The organism is Thiolapillus sp., from assembly GCF_048562965.1.
In the GTDB taxonomy this organism is placed as follows: domain Bacteria; phylum Pseudomonadota; class Gammaproteobacteria; order Chromatiales; family Chromatiaceae; genus Thiolapillus; species Thiolapillus brandeum_A.
In genome coordinates, this window is sequence record NZ_JBHNMF010000875.1 from 1 (window position 1) to 1,195 (window position 1,195).

Annotated in this window: 2 protein-coding genes; both read left to right on the top strand. The window is 58.7% G+C overall.

Going from position 1 to position 1,195, the window contains the following annotated elements; genetic code table 11:
• Positions 1 to 312: 312 nt before the first annotated feature.
• A complete protein-coding gene (locus ACOCD2_RS20820; protein ID WP_293650373.1) occupies positions 313 to 771 on the top strand; it encodes an acyltransferase family protein in 459 nt (152 codons plus the stop codon).
• Positions 731 to 1,102, top strand: a complete 372-nt coding sequence (locus ACOCD2_RS20825; RefSeq protein WP_293652688.1) for a hypothetical protein — start codon at positions 731 to 733, stop codon at positions 1,100 to 1,102. Before ACOCD2_RS20820 ends, ACOCD2_RS20825 begins: the two co-directional genes overlap by 41 nt.
• Positions 1,103 to 1,195: the final 93 nt, after the last annotated feature.

The window sequence follows — 1,195 nt, forward strand, 5'->3', positions numbered from 1 at the left end:
CGCAGACGGGCCGACGAGGGCACCCGTCCGATACCGAGTGCTTGCTGGAAGAACGGATCCTTGCGGATACCTTCTACGGCCTCGAAGTCGTTCTTGCCCTGGCACAGCAGTCCAAGATAGTTCCCGTCTATAAATGCCAAGTCATTGAAATTCAATTGAATTTCAATGACTTGGCATTTATAGACGGGAACTAGATTGTGATGTTTTGACCTGGCTGCTCCATACCCGGGCGCCATACCCTGTCTGATTGTGAGAACCGGGCGGGAATGATAATCTGAGTGCCCCGCCCACTTCTTCGATGCACCAAAGCCGATGCCTGTTACCGACTCCCTTTACCGGCTGGAAAAAGAAGGCGTCAGTGCCCGCATCCACCTCGATTCCCTTACCTGCCTGCGGGGGGTGGCCGCACTCTGGGTGGCTGTCTGGCATGTGTGGGGATTTGCCGGACGCCCGGTGTACCGGTTTGACATCTGGGATACGACCTTTGATCTGATGCCCCTGGTGCGTAGCGGCTGGGCGGGTGTGGATGTTTTCTTTGTGCTGTCCGGGTTCGTGCTGGGCCTTGCCTATTGCCAGGCGTGGCTGGGAAACCGTCCACCCGTGCGCACCGCCGAGTATTTCCGGCGGCGCCTTTTGCGGGTGCTGCCTGCCTATTGGGTGCAGATAGCCGTGTTGCTGCTGGTGATGCTGGCGGCTGGCGGCTGGCGTCGGTTTGCCTGCAGGCAGGGATGTGCTGGCCCAGGTGCTGATGGTGCACAATCTGTTCGGTGAACCTTCCACCCAGCTGAACCCCGTGTACTGGACGCTGCCGGTGGAGTTCGATTTCTACCTGCTGTTGCCTTTGCTGGCGTTCCTGTTTGCGCCGCGCCTCTGGGTGTGGCTGCTGCTGCCGTCGGTGTTGCTGGTGGTGCTGTATCGCTACGGTCTGTTCCAGTATGCCCTGCATGATCTGCCCGTCGGTCAGAAGGTATGGTGGCTGAATCAGTTGCCGGGCAGGCTGGACCAGTTCGTATCCGGCATGGCGGCCGCATGGCTCTATTCCCTGGCGCGGGAAAAAGGTTTCGGGCAGTCACACCTTTCAAGTGTGTCTTCGGCCTCGTGATAGATTTTGGGACATCCCAGTCCCCAAAATCGACTCGGCCTTTGACAACCTATTGGTGCCCCAGCCGTCCTGGTCACCAAGCACTACGCAACA